The following is a 16,439-nucleotide window of genomic DNA, read 5'->3' as shown; positions in this document are numbered from 1 at the left end:
GCTTCAATCTACATCTTCAAGATGCCCAAAAGAATATTGGTCTCAGAGCCGGAAATGCCGGGTACAGCGCGGATTCTCCCTAAGATCAAATTGAGCACTTCTAAAGAATCTGCACGAATTTCAGCAATCACATCCCACTTGCCGTTCGTAGTGTACAAACTCTGGACTTGCGGCATGGTACGCAAAGCTAGGTGAACTGCCATTGCGCTATTACCTTCAATCGCGATATTCATCATTGCACGTATTTGATGCTGTACGGCATCCGGTTTGACTCTTACGCTGTATCCCAAAATCACACCGCTCTGTTCTAATTTGTCGACACGCTTTTGTATTGTGGTGCGCGACAGCCGCAATTTTTTTGCCAAACTCAAAATCGGCATACGCGCATTTTCGCGCAACAGGCTTAACAATTGCTGATCTATATCATCCATAAAAATTCGTCTTCTCAAAGTGGAGCAAAACTATCACAAGTATTCAAGCATAGGGTCTACTAACATTTAAATCGGGAGATGCGTTCAAACCCAAAGGTGGGAATGGGTAAAACGGGCACATGGCGTTGTTGCAAGTCGCTTACAGTGCCGCAGTTAAAATTCGCTGCGGCGCGCCTTGACGTTGAAGTCAGGATTTCGAGCAGATGCTGCTCGCTGACGCAACGAAGCATCTTTGTAAAAATGCTTTCCTTCAGCGATAGCCTAACCCTGTGCCAGTTTTTCCGCATTCGCACTCCAATTTAAATGTTAACAGACCCTAAGATATCGCTGGAAGAAGAACAATCCCCAGCAAAGCAAACTGCGATATTCTGGCTGCACTTTGTCTCACTATCGACATAAAACAGACAGTTTGCCAACTTCTCTCTGATCATCAGAAAAACGACAATCATGGACTTCTCATCAAGGCGAATGAATAACTTGAAAGGTCTAGTCCATGCTCGCACAAACACCCACAGCCATCATCATGATCAGGCCGCATCGTTTCTATTCGAATCAAGAAACCATGCGCGACAATGCATTCCAACAGCACAGTACGCTCAACACAACAGCGCTGGCGAAATTAGCTTACCTAGAAGTGAGCATCGCGGTGCAACGACTACGCGATGCTGGCGTTCTGGTACATTTATTCGAAGACATCGGCGTCAATGACACTCCAGATTCGGTATTTCCGAATAACTGGTTTTCTACACATCACGATGGCAAAGTGTTTATCTATCCTATGCGCTGTCACAACCGACAACGTGAAGTGCGGCAAGATATTTTGGATTTTTTACATCAAGATTTTCAAGTCAGCCAAGTCATCGATCTGCGTCATTTTCAGGAAGCAGATCAATTTTTAGAAGGTACAGGCTCTATCGTATTCGACCATGCACAGCGAATCGCCTATGCCTCGCTAGCAGCGCGCACTTGTTTGGCGCCACTGCAAAATCTATGTGCACAAATCGATTATCAGCCCTACTGTTTTCACTCTTATTCAAAGGAAAATATCGCGATTTATCATACCAATGTGATGCTGAGCATCGGCACCGAATTTGTGCTGATAGGCACAGATAATATCCGCGAGGAATCCGAACGAACTCTGCTAATAAAGCGTCTAACAGAATCAGGAAAAGACATCATCCAACTTAGTACGAATCAAATTCAAAACTTCGCAGCGAATGCGCTAGAAGTACAAGGAAACAACGGGAAAATATTGGCGCTGTCCGAACGCGCATTCAAATGTCTCACCGCAAGACAACAACAGCAGTTAGAACAACACGTGGATTTATTGCCGCTATCGATACCGACGATAGAACTTGCAGGCGGATCGGTACGCTGCATGATGGCAGGGGTTCATTTGCCTGTTAGATCAAACTGATCAATGTTCAAGTAAAAGATATCGGGCAGGAAAACTGTGCGTCGTCACTTTCCTGCCACGAAAATCGGCGATTACTGTCCCGATTTTACAGATACATCAACGCAAGAATCGCCACTAAGGTCGGCAATAATGCCCCCAACAACAGGCCACCTGCACCAATAGATTCATCAGCAAATCCACGCTTGAGCAAAGCAACGCCAGCAGGGTTCGGCGCATTCGCAATCACAGTCAAACCACCGCCAGCAACAGCTCCTGCGACCAGACTGTATTTGGCCTCCTCTGATATACCAACAATCAAAGACCCTAGATAAGTCAAGGCGGCATTATCGGTAATCGCCGTCAATGCAGTTGCCCCAAAGAAGAGTACTTTAGGCGACATTGTCGATACCAATGGCTGCAACCACCATTGTTGCAAACCACCTAGTACCACCAGACCTGCCAAGAAAAAGGCGACTAATAAAGCTTCTTTAATGATCAGAGGATTTTGATGACGTTCATAGGCTTGCGTAATCCCCAAAAACATCAAAAAAAGACCAAGAAAAGCCACAGGATGATGCGCCAGAATGACAACCCCGGCTAAAAACAACAGATGCACGATAGTCAAACTGATAGGAATGCCAGCCAGTGCTGGCCCCGATACCGTAGCGCTCTGGTGGGGCAAATGACGACGTAGCACGAACACGGCGATACTAGCGTTAATCAGTACCGCAATTGCCGCCTTCCAGCCGAAAGTCGCAAACATGAATGCGGAATCCCAATTCCAGGTCGCAGCCACCATCAGTACTGGCGGTGCGGCAAACGAAGTTAAGGTGCCGCCTATCGAAATGTTCACAAACAAAACACCCAAAGCAAAATACTTCACGCGTTCAGGTACTTCGGCACGAAAAATTTGCGGCGCCAACATCAAAGCGGCTATCGTCATCGCGGCCGGTTCTGTAATTGCAGAACCAAGCAAAGGAACGGCTGCCAAACCAAGCCATGCGCTAACTAAGGGCTGACGAATCGGAATCACTTTTGTCATCAAATTGACGCTGGCAAGCACCAACTGCAAAATAGGACGCGAAGCGGCGACCACCATCACCACAAACACAAATAAAGGTTCTGTGTATTGACGCGATTCGGCATACGCCAGCGCCTGATCACCACCGCTGACAAAGGCCATGGTAAAGATCAAGATGATCGCCCAAAAGCCAAACACAATCTCGACTTCACCCAGCAAATGAAACAAACCAGCATGACGCGGATAACGATGCGATAAACGCTCAAATTGCTTCGCTGCGAAAGTGTGGATTAAGGCGACAGCGAAAAGGATAGCTGCAATCAGCTCAATAGAAATAGTAGGCATGGGTAGTGTAGTTAAAAAAGCGAGGCGGCCCGACCGTCGCTACAACCTGCTGCACCAGTATTGGTGAGCACCCACCAACATTGTAACCGACCGCCCATGAATGGCACAAACGATGTTACATCAAATCCGGGATTGCACAAGCATCGCAAACCCAGCTTAGGGCAAACGTGCACGTTGTCCCAGCAAGGCTGCGCGCGTCACGGGTGATTGCAATTGATCTAGCCACCATTGCAAAGCACGGCCTTGTTGCGAGGCTTTCGTTTGACGCCAGACGTAATAGCTTTGCACCTGCTGCTGCGCTCTTTCCACTTGTTTTTCCACCAAACGCCCGCTATCGATATACGACTGCGCAACACATGTAGGTAGAAAACCAACACCCAATCCTCGCACCTGTGCGTCTAATTTAGAAGGCAAATCGGCGACCGTGAACACGTCTTGCCCATGCAATAAACCTATCGATACACTAGTGCCACGCTGCACACTATCTGCAATCGCGACTGCTCTATGGGTGCGTATGAGCTGATCAGATAAGGCATGCTCAACTCGCGCCAAAGGATGATGCGGTGCGACTGCAAAGGCAAAATACACAGTGCCTAATTTCTCACGTTGCAAACCTGTTTTCGCACTCCCGTCCATCACCGCACCCAAAGCAAGATCTGCTTGCCCAGAAGTGAGCGCTTCTAGTGTTCCTGACAAAGTTTCTCCGCGTAGTTTTAGACGTGTTGGTGGATGCAATTTAAAAAAATTCTCACACAATTCCATCACCGTACTACGATCAATGATGCTATCAACCGCAATCGTCAATTGAGGTTCCCAACCAGTAGCAACCCGTTTTACCCGATTTGCAATCGCATCTACTTCTGCCAGCAAATTTTGACCTTCACGCAATAACTCGGCACCAGCCTGCGTTAATTTCGCCTGACGCGAAGTACGATCAAATAACAAGACATCTAAAGCATCTTCAATCTGTCGCACCCGATAAGTTAAAGCGCTAGGCACCATATGCAAACTACGTGCCGCTGCCGCAAAGCTACCATTGTCGGCGATCACTTGCAGCATCGCGAGAGAAGCTGGAGTCAATACATCACGTGCAGAAGTCATTATTATCTTTCGTCACTAAATTTGGTTAATGATGCACTGAGTGCATTCTGCCGCATAGTTTATCAGTTCGCTTCAATCAGCAATCCAGCCTCTGCCCTAGGCATTCCCATAAACTATAATCGATGATGGACTCATAACTCTAGTACACAGGCATTTTACGTTTGTCTATTTTTTCGCAATCAGGTATCTTTTCATCCGATTAAATTACTTTTTATCTGGGTGATGCAAATGCGGCTTTCTGGTGTACTCAAATCTTGGAATGATGACCGTGGTTTTGGCTTCATTACGCAAGCAAATGGCGGCATGGATTTATTTGTGCATATCAGTTCAATGTCTCATGCTGGAACACGCCCAAGTACTGGTGAAAAACTGACTTACGAACTTGGTCAGGGAAAAGATGGAAAACCTCAGGCCATTAAAGTAACACGCGATACAGGAAATCTCGCAAGCAAAGAATTTACTTATTATGCAGAAAGACAAACAAGACCAAAATCTAAGACTCCGTCTTTCCCAAGATTAAGCTTGTTACTGATCATTGCTGTTCTCGGAGTTTTCGGCTTTCAATATTATCAAACAAAAGTCGACAATTTTGCTGTGAATGAAACTTCTACATCACCAGCGCCAACAACTGCAAGAGAACCTGTAACAGAGCTACGCAGAAGCCTCGACACATCTCCAGCAAATTTTAGCTGCGATGGGCGAACCCACTGTTCTCAGATGACGTCTTGCGCAGAAGCGAAATTTTTCTTGAAAAATTGTCCCAATACCAAAATGGATGGAAACAATGACGGAGAACCATGCGAACAACAGTGGTGTACGAATGAATAGCACGATAAATCTAAGCACTCATCACCAAGGTAAGATATCCACCCCATGTTTGAATTAAAAACCATTGCATTATTTTTCCTCACCGCGATTGCTGAAATTCTTGGCTGCTATCTTCCTTATCTTTGGCTAAAAGAACACAAGACTGCATGGCTACTGCTTCCGGCAGCGCTTTGTTTGTCATTGTTCGCTTGGCTGTTATCTTTACATCCTGCGGCGGCAGGTCGTGTGTACGCTGCGTATGGTGGTGTCTATATTGCGGTGGCGCTGATCTGGCTTTGGCTGGTGGATGGTATCAAACCCAGCATATGGGATATGGTTGGCGCCGGTGTCGCTTTGCTTGGCATGGCGATCATTATGTTTGCGCCCAGAAATTCTTAAATATGTTCGCAACGCAGATCAAAAACGAATAGTAAAACATGCATTAAAAAATCCGAATAATTCACCACAATCGCAGATCACATAATTCGGATTTCTTTAATCTAAAAATTTCTTATGCAGCACGACGCGCGTCCACGCTCCAGCCGCCTGCTCCCCATGCTGCCAACACCATTAAACCACCAGCAACCGCGATATTCTTAAAAAATAAGAGTTCAGTGACATAAGCTTGATCAGCTGGTACAGTCCAATATGCATGAAAAATGAACGATGCAACTAGTGTGAAGAATGCTAAGGCCAATGCGGCAAGGCGCGTACCTAAACCAAGGACCAAAGCGATTCCACCGACAACTTCGACAAAGATGGCAGCTACGGCTGCCAAAGTCGCTGCAGGCAAACCAACCGAGGCAATGTAGCCCACCGTGCCAGCGAAGCCGGTAATTTTTGCGATACCTGCTGGTAGAAACAGTGCAGCGAGTAGCAAGCGGCCAGCGAAAGCGAGTGGATTTTGTAATTGCGTAAACATGGTAATTCCTTTTTTAAAAGTAAAATAAATTGAAAGTTCTGCGTATTTTTTTGCAATGGAGAGTGCAGATGAATCTCTGTTAAATGCGATTCAAGCAGCCAAATCAAATACCAAAACTTCGGCATCAATGCCTTGGCTCAAGTGCAAACGATCTTCATGCTCGATACGTAAAGCATCGCCGCCAATTAAGCGCTGACCATTCACTGTCAATTCGCCACGAATCAAATGCACATAAGCTTTACGCGCAGGATTCAAAGTCATTTCCGCTTGTTCCGCACCATCAAACAAGCCCGCATACAAAGCGGCATCTGCGTTCATGGAGACGGAATCTTCGACACCAGTAGGCGAGGCGACCAAACGCAATGCACCGCGTTTTTTTGTTGCGGGAATAGTTTTCTGTTCATAACCCGGCGCCACATCCATTTGATTTGGGCGTATCCAAATTTGTAGGAAATGTGTTTGCTGGCCCTCAGCATGATTAAATTCACTATGTCTTACCCCTGTACCCGCGCTCATGCGTTGCACGTCGCCCGGCGGAATGCCTTTGATATTTCCCATACTGTCTTTGTGCGCTAATTCACCTGACAGCACATAACTGATGATTTCCATATCACGATGTCCATGCGTACCAAAACCAGTTCCGGCAGCGATACGATCTTCGTTGATCACCAACAAGTTGCCCCAACCAACATGTTCAGGATCGTAATAGTTCGCAAACGAAAAACTATGGAAACTTTTTAACCAACCATGATCTGCATAACCACGGTCTTGGGATTTTCTTAATGTCAGCATGATTTTCTCCTTAATTAGTTGAACGCAGCGGTTTTACTCGATTTGCCGCGTTTGGCTCTATGCCATGAATGAGATTATGCGACCACTAAGGCTCGTATTGACTGAATGAATTTGATGACATCGTTCAAATTATTCGAATGATCTATCGCGATCTAAAAAACCGAATGAGATCGATCAATCTGGTTCAAAACGACAAGCAAGAACAGTCACCTTCACCAGTTGAACTGCTTTCTTGGTATCGAATTACCGACCCCTTGATATTTTTTCAGGTACAGTGACGCCTCTTAGGAAGCAGCACAGCAGAAAACTCCCCAAGCAAATTTTCCAACCACTCTAACGCCGTACATTTGTGAATCAAAGTAAAGATACTATCGATATCGTGTATTTGTGGGTGGATGGCGCGGACCCATTGTGGCGACGCAAACGTCAGCATGCATTAAGCCATTCAAACGACCTCGCAAGAAAAAAACTGGCGCGCTATGGTGATGTGGCAGGACGGTATCGCGACAATCAAGAACTGCGTTTTAATTTACGTGCCTTAGAAAAATTTTTCCCAGATCATGGACACATTTATCCAGGGCGTGTTGACATAATATTTGAGCAATGCGTTCTTGGCAAAACGCAGGATGGCAAGGCGCATCTCGCCGCTGCGGCTGGCCGCCCCAGCAAGAGATGCAACGCTGTCCATCGTGCGTTTTGCCAAGAACCCTTCGGGAATGGCCGAAATGGACACATGGCGTTGTTGCAAGTCGCTTACAGTGCTCGCACTGCGGCGCGCCTTGACGGTGAAGTCAGGGTTTCGAGCAGCATGCTGCTCGCTGACGCAACGAAGCATCTTTGTAAAGATGCTTTCCTTCAGCGATAGCCTAGCCCTGTGTCCATTTCGACTCATTCGCATGCACAAATGTTAGGTCAACACGCCCTAGTCACCGACGGTCAAATTCCATCATGGTTAAACTGCTCTGCCGGTATCACGCTGATTGATCACACCAGCATCATTCCGGCGACGGCATTACCAGTTTTCGATTCTGGGCATATTGAATCGTATTTGCACCACATCCCAAACCTATCTGAAAAGTTTATTTATCTTAATGACGATGTGTTTTTTGGCGCGCCTGTTGATGCAGATGATTGGTTTGGCGAACATGGTGTCGCAGTATTTAAAGAACAGACGCAAGTACCGGATTACAACTCACTGCAAAAAGATGAAACGGCATTGGTCAACGCATCCATCTTATCGAAGCAATGGTTGCAACAACGTTACCCGTCCTACCAACATGTGCACAGGATCTTTGCACATGCACCACGTCCCATGCTCAAACATGTTTTAATGGAATTAGAAAAAGAAGCACCTGAGTTATTTGAACAAGTCAGACAAACCGTGTTTCGTGACTGGCAACGGCCACCGATTGTGCCGGATCTGGTACCACGCTGGATGCTGCATCGCGGCCTTGCGCATTTGAAGGAGATCGATTATCGCTATGTGTGTAGTGGTGATGCCGATGCAGAGCAACAATTCAATTCATTGATTGAAAGCTTTGGAAAACTCGCTTTTTTCTGCATCAATGACACCAGCGATAATGCCGATAGCGCTGATCCACAATTAACGCGGATCAGCGCTAGTTTAGAACAGTTACTTCCTTTCGCTTCACGCTTTGAACTGATCGATTATTCTGAGTGTGTCTGATCGAATGTCGATCACGTATTCAAGTTTTTCTATTGCTAGGCTCGGCACCTTACACAAAATCTAATGCGCATGAGATGCGGTAGTTCGGCATAAAAAAATCCCCGATGAATTATTTTCATCGGGGATTTTCAGTCTTCAATTGAGATTCAGATCCAGATCCAGACTTTTAGGTACCGTTTTTTCTCACAGTACCTCGATACAAAATTTAAGCTAAGTCAAAGCGATCTGCATTCATCACTTTATTCCATGCCGCGACAAAGTCATTCACAAATTTTTGATTAGCATCACTGCTTGCGTACACTTCTGCCAAGGCACGCAATTGTGAATTGGAACCAAATACTAAATCAACGACGGTACCTGTCCATTTCACTTCACCACTTTGACGATCACGACCTTCCAACACACCAGCAGCGCTTGTTGATTTTTGCCACTTGGTGTTCATATCCAATAAATTCACAAAGAAATCATTGCTCAAGGTTTCTGGACGTTTAGTGAATACACCGTGCGGCGTTTTTCCGGTATTCGCATTCAAAGCACGCAGACCACCGACTAAAACCGTCATCTCTGGCGCACTCAAATTCAACAATTGTGCTTTGTCGATTAAGAGCTCGGCTGCATGCGATTCCAATCCAGCACGAACATAGTTACGGAAACCATCTGCTGCCGGTTCCAACACCGCAAACGAATCAACATCCGTTTGATCTTGCGATGCGTCCATGCGACCTGGCGTGAAAGTCACAGCGATCTCTTGCCCTGCTTTCTTCGCTGCTGCTTCAATTGCCGCAGCACCAGCCAATACGATTAAGTCAGCTAAAGAAATCTTCTTACCGTCTGATTGCGCTGCATTAAATTCTTGCTGAATTGCTTCCAACTTTGCCAAGACTTTATTTAATTCCGATGGTTGATTTGCTTCCCAATCACGCTGCGGCGATAAACGAATACGCGCACCATTTGCACCACCCCGTTTATCACTGCCGCGGAATGTCGATGCGGATGACCATGCAGTATTCACCAATTGCGCAATACTCAAACCAGACGCCAACACTTTTGCTTTCAAGGCGGCGATATCCTGTGCATCCACTAAAGCATGATTCACAGCAGGAACCGGATCTTGCCAGATCAGCGTTTCACTTGGTACCAGCGAACCTAAATAGCGTGCCGCAGGGCCCATATCACGATGCGTTAATTTGAACCAAGCACGTGCAAATGCATCGGCAAACTCAGCTGGGTTTTGATGGAAGCGACGCGCGATTTTTTCGTATGCAGGATCAAAGCGCAAAGACAAATCTGCGGTGGTCATCATCGGGGGATGTGACTTGCTAGCATCATGTGCATCAGGAATTAAATGCTCAGGTTTGCAGTTTTTTGCGACCCATTGTTTCGCGCCAGCGGGACTCTTAGTCAATTCCCATTCATAACCGAACAGCATATCGAAATAACCATTGTCCCACGTGGTTGGATTCGGCTTCCATGCACCTTCGATACCACTAGTCGTAGTATGCACACCTTTGCCTGAGGCAAATTGATTGATCCAGCCCAAACCTTGTTCTTCAATGCCAGCACCTTCTGGCTCTGGGCCAACTAAGCTTGGATCACCCGCACCGTGCGCTTTACCGAAAGTATGACCACCTGCCACCAAGGCAACTGTCTCTTCATCATTCATCGCCATGCGCGCAAAAGTCTCACGCACATCGCGACCAGATGCCACTGGATCAGGATTGCCGTCTGGACCTTCTGGGTTCACATAAATCAAGCCCATTTGCACAGCAGCTAATGGATTTTCCAAGTCGCGGTTACCCGAGTAGCGACTATTTTCTTTGTCGCTTGTTGCCAACCATTGTGTCTCTGAACCCCAGTAAATATCTTCCTCTGGTTGCCAGATATCTTCACGACCACCAGCAAAGCCGAAAGTCTTAAAGCCCATCGATTCAAGCGCCACATTGCCAGCCAAGATAAATAAATCAGCCCAAGAAATCTTGCGGCCATATTTCTGTTTGATCGGCCACAATAAGCGACGTGCTTTGTCGAGGTTACCATTATCAGGCCAGCTATTGAGTGGCGCGAAACGTTGATTACCAGTACCCGCACCACCACGACCGTCGGACACGCGATACGTCCCCGCCGCATGCCATGCCATGCGTATCATCAAACCACCATAGTGCCCCCAGTCTGCTGGCCACCAATCTTGGGAATCCGTCATTAAGGCATGCAGGTCTTTCACCAAGGCATCCAAATCAAGCGACTTAAATTCTTCCGCGTAATTGAAGCTCTCTCCCATCGGATCGGATTTGGGGGAGTGTTGATGTAGGATATTCAGTTTTAATTGGTTCGGCCACCAGCTTGCATTAGTCGGCGCGCCAGCAGCGACTGAGTTTTTCGCTGCACCATGATTGAAAGGGCATTTTGCTTCGTTCGACATAGATATCTCCTTTGTTTAGTTCAAAACTACGACGGAATCGATTCTAGAGATCAAACTTTAATAGATCAACTCAATTAAATTTATACATTCGATAAATTTTAACTAAATTGAACTGGTTCAAGCGATATGGGTAACAAGACTGCGATAAGGACAATCTAGCGTACACCTTAGTACAACCCATTGTAGTGCATTAAGCGGAGGATAAGAGATTCATCTAGGGCGTGTTGACCTAATATTTGGGCAATGCGTTCTTGGCAAAACGCAGGATGGCAAGGCGCATCTCGCCGCTGCGGCTGGCCGCCCCAGCAAGAGATGCAACGCTGTCCATCGTGCGTTTTGCCAAGAACCCTTCGGGAATGGCCGAAATGGACACATGGCGTTGTTGCAAGTCGCTTACAGTGCTCGCACTGCGGCGCGCCTTGACGCCTAGCCCTGTGTCCATTTCGACTCATTCGCATGCACAAATATTAGGTCAACACGCCCTAGCGTTGAACAATTATTATCAACGACTCATTAGATTCAGTAATTGTTCACGTAACCACGCATTGGCCGGATCATTATCGGCACTTGCATGCCAATATAAATGCGCATCGATTGGTTGAGTTGCCAAAGGAAACGGATCGATCCGATTCATAAACTGGGCATTCGCGATGCTGGCATATTGCTCAGGCATGGTTAGTAACAAATCAGTTTCACTAACCACACGACAAGCCGCGAAATAATGTTGACAACGCAAACTAATCTGTCGGCGCAAACCCTCGCGATTCAACTCAAAATCTTCTAAACCCATACCTTGGCGACGTGATGACACCAAGACGTGGCGCTGCTGTAAGTAATTAGCGAGATCAAGTGGTACCGATTTTTTCTTTGGCATCTGTGAATGCCCTTTGCGCGATAACACAATCAGACGATCACGCGATACTCTCTGTTGACGAATGTTGCCCACTAAGGGTATCGGTACTTCTAGCACCATATCAAGATTGCCGCTACTAAGTGCGGTTTCAATCTCGCGCCGGTCAACCCGTACGCTGGCAATACTGATGCCCGGCGCTTGTTCGGCAATCTTCTGCAATAAAGGCGGCAAGATAGTCGCCTCAAACACATCACGTAAACCCAGATGAAAACTCCGTTGCGTCTGCGCCGGATTAAAACTTTGATCAGCTTGTAAGCTCATCTCAAATAATTGCAAACCCTGTCGCACCTGCGTGATGATGCCACGCGTAAATGGTGTAGGTACCATCAATGCGCCCTGCCGCACAAATAAAGGATCATCAAACATCGCACGTAAACGTGCCAGGGCATGACTTAATGCAGGCTGACTGAGATTCAAAGTCTGACTGGCACGTGTGATATTGCCTTGACTGTAAATCGCATCAAGCACAACAAATAAATTTAAATCGGTACGGGATATATTCATGAAATGAATTATGGCATATTCAAATCATTCATTTGAATAATTGATAGCCAGGTCGTATGCTGCAATACACCTTGCACTTGCTATTTCCTCATTGAAAGCGCGCCATGAACTTCGCTCACTCCGATAACGCCACCAACCTGATTGCTCGTCTGCAGGCCTTCATGCAAGAGCATGTCATCCCAGCTGAAAAAACCTATGCCGCGCAATTACGCGGTGGCGCAGACTGGACCCAATGGCAACAACCTCCCATCATGAAAGAGCTGAAAGCTAAAGCGAAAGCGGCTGGGTTATGGAATCTATTTTTACCCGAAGATGGCGCACGCTTGTCGAATGTTGATTATGCGCCGCTTGCGGAAATCACAGGGCGCTCGATGATTGCACCTGAAGTCTTCAACTGCAATGCCCCCGACACTGGCAATATGGAAGTGCTGGTCAAATACGGCAGCGATGAACAGAAACAACATTGGCTCAATCCCTTAATGGCAGGGGAAATCCGTTCAGCGTTTTGCATGACAGAACCGGGAGTCGCGTCCAGTGATGCGACGAATATGCAAGCAACTGCGATGTTGGAAGGTGATGAAGTCGTGTTAAATGGTCGCAAATGGTGGAGTTCTGGCATCGGCCATCCGAACTGCAAAGTGCTAATTTTTATGGGCCTGAGCGACACAAACGCGGATAAGCATCAACAACACTCGATGATTCTGGTTCCTTTGGATACGCCGGGCGTCAAGATTGAACGCATGCTTCCGGTATTCCATACGCTAGATGAACCGTATGGACATGGCGAAGTCAGCTTTACCAATGTACGTCTGCCTCTCTCCTCCATCATCGGTGGCTTGGGGCGTGGTTTTGAAATTGCCCAAGGCCGCTTGGGACCAGGGCGTATTCATCATTGCATGCGTGCTATTGGCGCAGCAGAATTTGCATTAGAACTGTTATGTGAACGTGCGATGAGTCGGGTCGCTTTTGGTAAAGCATTGGCCAAGCTCGGCGGCAATGCCGACATCATTGCTAATGCGCGCATGGCCATCGAACAAGCAAGATTATTAACATTAAAAGCCGCGTGGATGATGGATACCGTCGGCGTCAAAGGCGCGATGAGCGAAATTTCACAGATCAAAGTGATTGCACCGAATGTCGCCACGCAGGTCATCGATGCCGCTATGCAAATACATGGCGGTGCAGGTCTATCCGATGATTTTCCGCTGACCGCTTTGTATGCCTATGCGCGTGTACTACGTATCGCTGACGGCCCGGATGAAGTGCATCGTGGCTTGATCACCAAACTCGAATTAAAACAACAAGCAAAACGACTCAGCATTTCCACTTAAACAAAGAATGACTAAGAAAAGATGACCTCGACCATGAATAGTTTATTGGATGCGCCTGCCGCGGTACGTGTTGGCGAAGAACTCAATCGCGAAAAAATCAGCGCCTTTATTCACCAGCATTTACCCAGTTTGCAAGGCGAGCCAGAGATACAACAGTTCCCCGGTGGAGCATCAAATCTGACTTATTTATTGCGCTACCCAGAGCGTGATTTAATCTTACGCCGACCACCGTTCGGCCATCGCGCCAAATCGGCCCATGACATGCTGCGCGAAGCAAAGATCATGAGTGCGTTAAAACCAGTTTATCCGTATGTACCCGCGGTAATTGCAAGCTGCAGTGATTCTGCAATCATGGAATGCGACTTCTATGTGATGGAGCGTCTGCATGGCATTATTCCCCGTCAAAATTTACCTAAAGAATTAATACTAAATACAGAAGACACGCGCCGACTTTGTCTGAACGTCATCGACAAAATGATAGAGCTGCATCAGATCGATTATCAACACGCAGGACTGGCTTCGATCGCCAAAGGTGCGGGCTACGTAGCACGCCAAGTTGCCGGTTGGAGCGAACGTTATCGTCAGGCAAAAACCGACGATGTCGGCGACTTTGAAACCGTGATGCAATGGCTGCACGACAAAATGCCAGCGCAAGACCTTGCTACCTGTCTAATCCACAATGACTTCCGTTTTGATAATGTGGTTCTCAATCCAGCAGATCCAACCGAAGTCATCGGCGTGCTCGATTGGGAAATGGCGACGCTCGGTGATCCTTTAATGGATCTGGGGAATACGCTAGCGTATTGGGTGCAAGCGGATGACGATGCGGTATTTCAATCTGTACGCCGTCAACCCACGCATTTGCCTGGTATGTTAACGCGCCAAGAAGTGATCACCTATTACGGTGAAAGAACTGGCTACCGCGTCGATAATTTTGATTTTTATGCGATCTTTGGACTTTTCCGTTTAGCGGTGATCGTGCAACAGATTTACTACCGCTACTTCCATGGGCAAACCACTAATCCCGCCTTCTCTGGCTTCGGCAAACTCAGCAATTATCTGGAGCAACGTTGTCTGCGCCTGATCAAAGCTTCAATTTTATAAATCACGCTATGCGCCACATTTATTTGATTCGCCACGGTCAGGCCAGCTTTGATGCCGACGATTATGATCAACTCTCGGCACTTGGTGAGAAGCAATCACGTCTGCTTGGTGATTGGTTAAAACAAAGCGGACAAACAGTCGATCAGATCATCATTGGCGGCAATCTTCGTCATCGACAAACTGCGCAACAATGTTTGCAGCAATTTCGTAGCGATCCGCATCAACTTCCAGAGCAAGACTGGATTCTCGATCGCGGCTTTGATGAATTTGACCACCAAGAAGTCATTCTCAAACACTGTTCTGAATTTTCCGACTTCTGTGCGCTAAAACAATTTCTCAGCAATCAATCGCACCCTAGACGTACGTTTCAGCTAATGTTCAATGATGCAATGAGCCGTTGGACTAGTGGCGATTATGACGACTACAGCGAAAGCTGGGTTCAATTTCAAACTCGCTGCCGTGATGCATTCATGCGCTTAACTGAAACTAAGGTGGATGAAAAAAGCCATCAACACTATTGGGTATTTACCTCGGGAGGAACGATTTCTACTTTGATACAAGCCGTTCTGGGGATTCCTGACCAACGTATTTTCGACTTGAACGCCAGCTTAATTAACACTGGTGTCAGCAAGCTATTCATCGGTAGAACTCAAACGAGCTTGAATTACTTAAATAGTCCTAGCCACTTGGAAATACATCAACGTCCAGAATTAATTACCTACCGCTAAGTCGTCGCGATCGCGCAGTAGGCCGCAAAGATCAATTCACCAAATCAGCTTAAAACGCACGAAAAGAATGGAGCAACAGATGCAAGAACTCAAAGCGAAGGTCGCTGTCATCACAGGCGCAGCAGAAGGCATAGGAAAAGCGATCGCAGTTGCGGCTGCCGCTGAAGGTATGCGGCTCGTGCTTGCCGACATCAGTGATACGCTTCTCAACAATACCGTCCAAGAATTACGTCAAACAGGTGCAGAAGTAATTGGCGTCGTGACTGATGTCGCTAAAGAAAGCGATATACAAACCTTAGCAGACCAAGCCTATGCGCAATTTGGTCAGGTGCATTTATTGGTCAATAACGCTGGCGTTGCCTTCGCTAAGTCTGCTTGGGAAACGACCGCCAAAGATTGGGAATGGATTATGGGAATCAACTTATACGGCATCACGCATGCGCTACGGATTTTTATACCACGCATGTTAGCGAGTAATGAACCCTGCCATATCGTGAACACAGCATCGGTCGCGGGTCTGATCGCCGAACCCGCACTCGCTGCTTACAATGTGAGTAAATTTGGCGTCGTTGCACTGAGCGAAAGTCTGCATCACGACTTAAGTCTGCGCAAATCAACAATTGGGGTTTCCGTGTTATGCCCAAGTTGGGTAAAAACCCGCATCACAGACGCAGAACGTCATCGCAAAACCGAGGATCGTATCCAAACCGATCAACTAGAAAAAGTTAGTCTAAAAACTGGTGCTGCGATTCACAAAGCAGTCGAGGCAGGTATCTCGCCACAGCAGGTTGCAGATGATGTGATAGCGGCAATCAAGACGAATACTTTCTACATCTTGACCCATCCAGAAACAAAGGCAGCGGTCAGCATCCGCTGTGAAGATATCTTGCAAGGTCGCCCACCAACACTGCTACCCATTTAACTTCCTCTGATACTTT

The 16,439-nt window shown here is 47.0% G+C and carries 17 protein-coding genes; 9 read left to right on the top strand and 8 right to left on the bottom strand.

Annotation, left to right across the window (positions count from 1 at the left end; genetic code table 11):
* Positions 1 to 8: 8 nt before the first annotated feature.
* Complete coding sequence (locus H8K33_RS17635) at positions 9 to 431, bottom strand: Lrp/AsnC family transcriptional regulator (RefSeq protein WP_186892385.1); 423 nt, start codon at positions 429 to 431, stop codon at positions 9 to 11.
* 493 nt (positions 432 to 924) lie between these two features.
* Between H8K33_RS17635 and ctlX the strand changes: the two genes are divergently transcribed.
* Positions 925 to 1,848 carry a citrulline utilization hydrolase CtlX gene (gene ctlX / locus H8K33_RS17630; RefSeq protein WP_186892384.1) on the top strand — a complete coding sequence of 308 codons (924 nt, stop codon included), beginning with the start codon at positions 925 to 927 and terminating at the stop codon, positions 1,846 to 1,848.
* 85 nt (positions 1,849 to 1,933) lie between these two features.
* Here the strand turns inward: ctlX and H8K33_RS17625 are convergent, their stop codons facing one another.
* Both H8K33_RS17625 and H8K33_RS17620 read right to left on the bottom strand, forming a co-directional pair.
* Positions 1,934 to 3,193, bottom strand: a complete 1,260-nt coding sequence (locus H8K33_RS17625; RefSeq protein ID WP_186892383.1) for a putative Na+/H+ antiporter — start codon at positions 3,191 to 3,193, stop codon at positions 1,934 to 1,936.
* A 156-nt stretch (positions 3,194 to 3,349) separates the two neighbouring features.
* Complete coding sequence (locus H8K33_RS17620; RefSeq protein WP_186892382.1) at positions 3,350 to 4,294, bottom strand: LysR substrate-binding domain-containing protein; 945 nt, start codon at positions 4,292 to 4,294, stop codon at positions 3,350 to 3,352.
* Between the two features lie 228 nt (positions 4,295 to 4,522).
* Between H8K33_RS17620 and H8K33_RS20020 the strand changes: the two genes are divergently transcribed.
* Both H8K33_RS20020 and H8K33_RS17610 read left to right on the top strand, forming a co-directional pair.
* Positions 4,523 to 5,122, top strand: coding sequence for a cold shock domain-containing protein (locus tag H8K33_RS20020; protein ID WP_186892381.1), 600 nt, complete (start codon positions 4,523 to 4,525; stop codon positions 5,120 to 5,122).
* 45 nt (positions 5,123 to 5,167) lie between these two features.
* The gene (locus H8K33_RS17610; RefSeq protein ID WP_186892380.1) at positions 5,168 to 5,500 is read left to right on the top strand and encodes a YnfA family protein; all 333 of its coding nucleotides are present in this window, start codon (positions 5,168 to 5,170) and stop codon (positions 5,498 to 5,500) included.
* A gap of 112 nt (positions 5,501 to 5,612) precedes the next feature.
* Here H8K33_RS17610 and H8K33_RS17605 read toward each other — a convergent pair whose 3' ends face one another.
* A complete protein-coding gene (locus H8K33_RS17605; protein WP_186892379.1) occupies positions 5,613 to 6,023 on the bottom strand; it encodes a DoxX family protein in 411 nt (136 codons plus the stop codon).
* 90 nt (positions 6,024 to 6,113) lie between these two features.
* Positions 6,114 to 6,815: a pirin family protein gene (locus tag H8K33_RS17600; RefSeq protein WP_186892378.1), complete on the bottom strand. Its 702-nt coding sequence runs from the start codon at positions 6,813 to 6,815 to the stop codon at positions 6,114 to 6,116.
* Positions 6,816 to 7,164: 349 nt separating this feature from the next.
* On the opposite strand from H8K33_RS17600, the gene H8K33_RS17595 reads away from it, so the two are divergent.
* Both H8K33_RS17595 and H8K33_RS17590 read left to right on the top strand, forming a co-directional pair.
* Positions 7,165 to 7,680: a Stealth CR1 domain-containing protein gene (locus tag H8K33_RS17595; protein ID WP_186892377.1), complete on the top strand. Its 516-nt coding sequence runs from the start codon at positions 7,165 to 7,167 to the stop codon at positions 7,678 to 7,680.
* A 39-nt stretch (positions 7,681 to 7,719) separates the two neighbouring features.
* Positions 7,720 to 8,502 carry an exopolysaccharide phosphotransferase gene (locus tag H8K33_RS17590; protein WP_186892376.1) on the top strand — a complete coding sequence of 261 codons (783 nt, stop codon included), beginning with the start codon at positions 7,720 to 7,722 and terminating at the stop codon, positions 8,500 to 8,502.
* 205 nt (positions 8,503 to 8,707) lie between these two features.
* Here H8K33_RS17590 and katG read toward each other — a convergent pair whose 3' ends face one another.
* From katG to H8K33_RS17575, 3 genes are all read right to left on the bottom strand, one after another.
* A complete protein-coding gene (gene katG, locus H8K33_RS17585) occupies positions 8,708 to 10,921 on the bottom strand; it encodes a catalase/peroxidase HPI (protein WP_186892375.1) in 2,214 nt (737 codons plus the stop codon).
* 229 nt (positions 10,922 to 11,150) lie between these two features.
* On the bottom strand, positions 11,151 to 11,363 hold the full coding sequence (locus H8K33_RS17580; protein WP_186892374.1) for a hypothetical protein: 213 nt from the start codon (positions 11,361 to 11,363) through the stop codon (positions 11,151 to 11,153).
* A 60-nt stretch (positions 11,364 to 11,423) separates the two neighbouring features.
* Positions 11,424 to 12,338, bottom strand: a complete 915-nt coding sequence (locus tag H8K33_RS17575; protein ID WP_186892373.1) for a LysR family transcriptional regulator — start codon at positions 12,336 to 12,338, stop codon at positions 11,424 to 11,426.
* Positions 12,339 to 12,442: 104 nt separating this feature from the next.
* Here H8K33_RS17575 and H8K33_RS17570 point away from each other — a divergent pair, with 104 nt between their 5' ends.
* The 4 genes from H8K33_RS17570 to H8K33_RS17555 all read left to right on the top strand — a co-directional run bounded on the left by H8K33_RS17570 (position 12,443) and on the right by H8K33_RS17555 (position 16,423).
* On the top strand, positions 12,443 to 13,669 hold the full coding sequence (locus H8K33_RS17570) for an acyl-CoA dehydrogenase family protein (RefSeq protein ID WP_186892372.1): 1,227 nt from the start codon (positions 12,443 to 12,445) through the stop codon (positions 13,667 to 13,669).
* A 33-nt stretch (positions 13,670 to 13,702) separates the two neighbouring features.
* Complete coding sequence (locus H8K33_RS17565) at positions 13,703 to 14,773, top strand: phosphotransferase family protein (RefSeq protein ID WP_186892371.1); 1,071 nt, start codon at positions 13,703 to 13,705, stop codon at positions 14,771 to 14,773.
* An 8-nt stretch (positions 14,774 to 14,781) separates the two neighbouring features.
* Positions 14,782 to 15,501 carry a histidine phosphatase family protein gene (locus H8K33_RS17560; RefSeq protein ID WP_186892370.1) on the top strand — a complete coding sequence of 240 codons (720 nt, stop codon included), beginning with the start codon at positions 14,782 to 14,784 and terminating at the stop codon, positions 15,499 to 15,501.
* 79 nt (positions 15,502 to 15,580) lie between these two features.
* Positions 15,581 to 16,423 (top strand): SDR family NAD(P)-dependent oxidoreductase, encoded by an 843-nt coding sequence (locus tag H8K33_RS17555; RefSeq protein ID WP_186892369.1) that lies wholly within the window; start codon positions 15,581 to 15,583, stop codon positions 16,421 to 16,423.
* Positions 16,424 to 16,439: the final 16 nt, after the last annotated feature.

This window comes from Affinundibacterium amnicola (genome assembly GCF_014284275.1).
Lineage (GTDB): Bacteria > Pseudomonadota > Gammaproteobacteria > Burkholderiales > Burkholderiaceae_D > Undibacterium > Undibacterium amnicola.
This window is presented reverse-complemented; position numbering and strand designations above follow the sequence as displayed.